This is a genomic window from Geodermatophilus sp. SYSU D01105 (genome assembly GCF_054050095.1).
In genome coordinates this window covers 1-3042 of sequence record NZ_JBJGYR010000047.1, presented here as the reverse complement: position 1 = coordinate 3042, position 3042 = coordinate 1, and the positions used below count along the sequence as shown (strand labels likewise).

Annotated in this window: 4 protein-coding genes; 3 read left to right on the top strand and 1 reads right to left on the bottom strand. The window is 74.7% G+C overall.

Features of this window, described 5'->3' with window-relative positions:
• Positions 1-128: 128 nt before the first annotated feature.
• Positions 129-695: a type 1 glutamine amidotransferase domain-containing protein gene (locus ACI79I_RS24295; protein WP_456995127.1), complete on the bottom strand. Its 567-nt coding sequence runs from the start codon at positions 693-695 to the stop codon at positions 129-131.
• A 60-nt stretch (positions 696-755) separates the two neighbouring features.
• Here ACI79I_RS24295 and ACI79I_RS24290 point away from each other — a divergent pair, with 60 nt between their 5' ends.
• The 3 genes from ACI79I_RS24290 to ACI79I_RS24280 all read left to right on the top strand — a co-directional run bounded on the left by ACI79I_RS24290 (position 756) and on the right by ACI79I_RS24280 (position 2925).
• Positions 756-1496, top strand: a complete 741-nt coding sequence (locus ACI79I_RS24290) for a hypothetical protein (protein ID WP_456995125.1) — start codon at positions 756-758, stop codon at positions 1494-1496.
• Positions 1493-2326, top strand: a complete 834-nt coding sequence (gene proC / locus ACI79I_RS24285) for a pyrroline-5-carboxylate reductase (protein WP_456995123.1) — start codon at positions 1493-1495, stop codon at positions 2324-2326. Before ACI79I_RS24290 ends, proC begins: the two co-directional genes overlap by 4 nt.
• 251 nt (positions 2327-2577) lie before the next feature.
• The gene (locus ACI79I_RS24280; RefSeq protein WP_456995121.1) at positions 2578-2925 is read left to right on the top strand and encodes a helix-turn-helix domain-containing protein; all 348 of its coding nucleotides are present in this window, start codon (positions 2578-2580) and stop codon (positions 2923-2925) included.
• The last annotated feature ends 117 nt before the right edge of the window (positions 2926-3042 follow it).

The following is a 3042-nucleotide window of genomic DNA, read 5'->3' as shown; positions in this document are numbered from 1 at the left end:
CGAGGACCTCCGGGTCGTGTGAGTGGTCGCCTTCAGCAGCTCCACTCCACGTCCGGAGGTCCTCCCCGAACAAGATCAGTCAGATCGTGTCGTCACACGCCCTCGACCAACGTCTCTGGTCAGTACACCTAGTCCTCGTCGTCGTACTCGTCCGGCCCGGCTGCGAACTGCTCGACCATCGCGGCGGTGAAGGCGTCGAGGTCGTCGGGCTTGCGGCTGGTGACCAGGTTGCCGTCGACGACGACCTCCTCGTCGACCCACTTGGCCCCGGCGTTGCGCAGGTCGGTCTGCAGGGACGGCCACGAGGTCATCCGCCGGCCGCGGACGACGTCGGCCTCGGCGAGCACCCACGGGGCGTGGCAGATGGCGGCCACCGGCTTGCCCGCCTCGAAGAAGGCCCGCACGAAGGCGACCGCGTCGGCGTCGGCCCGGACGAAGTCGCCGTTGATGACCCCTCCGGGCAGCACCAGCGCGGCGTAGTCGTCGGGGTCGGCCGAGCTGACGTCGACGTCGACCTTCTTGGTGTCGGCCTTGTCGATGTGGTCGTAGGCGGTGATCTCACCCGCCTCCAGCGAGACGAGCTCCGGCTCGGCGCCGGCCTCCTCGAGCGCCTGCCACGGCCGGTCGAGCTCCACCTGTTCCACGCCGTCGGTCGCGAGGACGGCGACCTTCATCCCGTCGAGTTCTCCTGCCATGCGGCCGCCGCTACCCCGGCCCCGCAGGCGGCACACGCCCCGCGCACTACGGTTCGGCACGTGCCCGCGCAGCCGCCTCCTCCGGTGCTCCACCTGCTCGGTCGCCGTCTGGGCGCCCTGCTGTCGACCGTCCCGACGGTGGACGACGCGGTGCGGACGGCCGCCGAGCTGACCGCCTCCGGATCCCCCGTCGCCCTCGAGCACCGACCCGGCCCCGCGGCCGCGGACCCGGCTGCGGAGCTGCGCGCCCTGGCCACGCGCGTGGCGGAGATCGGGCGGCCCGGCGCGTGCGAGCTGACCGTGCCGGTCGACCGCCTGGGCGCCGGCGCCGCCGAGGTCGCCCGGGCCGTCTCCGCCGCGGGGCTGGGGGTGGCCCTGGAGGGAGCCCCGGCCGCCGTCGACGCGCTCGCCGCCGAGCTCCCCTCGGCCACCGTGGTCGTCCCGGCGGGGGCACCCGGTGCCGAGGAGCGCTGCCGGGCGCTCGCCGGCCGCCGCGTGCGGCTGCTCGACCAGCGCGGCGCGGCCGCCGACCTCGCCTTCGTGCGCTGCCTCAACGTGCTGATGGCCGGGCCCGGGCGCCCCGCCGTGGCCACCACCGACCCGCGCCTGGTCGCCATCGCCGGCGAGCGCGCCGCCTGGAACGAACGAGCACCCGACAGCTGGGAGTACGTCATGCCGTGGGGAGTCCACACCGAGCAGCAGCGCCGGCTGGGAGCCGGCGGGTACGGGGTGCGCGTCGCCCTGTCGTCGGGCGAGGGGGCCGCGGGCGCGGTCCTGCGGCGCCTGGTGGGCCGGCCGTGAGCGGGGCGGGGGGCGCCGGCCGCTCGGGCCTGGCGATCATCGGCGGCGGGAAGATCGGCGAGGCGCTGCTGTCGGGGCTGGTCCGCCGCGGCGGCACCGACGGGATCCTCGTCTGCGAGCGGCACCCGGAGCGGGCCGCGGAGCTCTCCGGGCGGTACGGCGTGCCCACCGTCGGGCTGGAGGAGGCGGCGGCCCGGGCCCGGGTCCTGCTGCTGGCGGTCAAGCCCCAGGACATCGGCACCCTGCTGGGCCGGCTCACCGATGTCGTCGACGCCGGGCACCTGGTGGTCTCGGTCGCCGCCGGGGTGCCGACCGCGACCATCGAGGCGGCGCTGTCCGACGGCGTCCCGGTCGTGCGGGTCATGCCGAACACCCCCGCGCTGGTCGACGAGGGGATGTCGGTCCTCTCGGCCGGTGCCCACGCCGACGACGCGCACCTGGACGAGGCCGAGACGCTGCTGGCCGCCGTCGGCCGGGTGCGCCGGGTGCCGGAGTACCAGCAGGACGCCGTGACCGCCCTGTCGGGCAGCGGTCCGGCCTACTTCTTCTACCTGGTCGAGGCGATGATCGACGCCGGCATCCTGCTGGGCCTGCAGCGGGAGCTGGCCGCCGACCTCATCGTGCAGACGGCCCTCGGGTCGGCGGTGATGCTGCGCGACTCCGGCGAGCACCCGGTGCAGCTGCGCGAGGCGGTGACCAGCCCGGGCGGGACGACGATCGCCGCCATCCGGGAGCTGGAGCGGCACGGCGTCCGGGCGGCGCTGATCGCGGCCATCGAGGCCGCCCACGCCCGCTCGGTGGAGCTGGGCCAGCGCACGAAGGACCGATGACCGTACCGCTCGAGGCGAGCGACATGTCGACGATCCGTGACTGCGTCGCGACGTGTCGTCCGCGACGCGCCTGGACACACGTCGACGTAGCTACATAGGTGTAGTTCTGCCCAGGACGGACCGGTCCGCATGTTCGTTTCTTCCATCGCTTCTGTCACGCCAGTCCCCCTACGCTCTGTATCAGCACGTGCGTGTCCCGTAGTCGGTGGGGAAGCCGACGCCCGACGCGTGCTAGGTCCGGAGATGAAGTCATGACCATGCCCCAGCGCAACGCCACCGCCGCCGCCTACGCCCGCGCGGGTGTCCCCGCCCCGCGACCGGTCGGCCGGCCCGTCAGCGCCGCCACCATGGCCCGCCCGATCGCACCGGCCCACCCCGCGGCCATGCCGGTCGGTCGCCCGGCCGTGCCGGCCCCGCGTTCGGCCGTCACCTTCCTCACCGTCGCCGAGGTCGCCAGCATGATGCGCGTCTCGAAGATGACCGTGTACCGCCTCGTGCACGCCGGTGAGCTCTCCGCCGTCCGCGTGGGCCGCTCGTTCCGCGTGCCCGAGCGCGCCGTGCAGGACTACCTGCGCGAGGCCTACACCGACATCGCGTGACGACGGGGCCGGGAGCATCGCAGCGAGCGCCAGCGAGCGAGGAGCGGACTGGCGCGCGGAGTCACGCAATCGGCATCGCGTGACGACGGGGCCGGGAGCATCGCAGCGAGCGCCAGC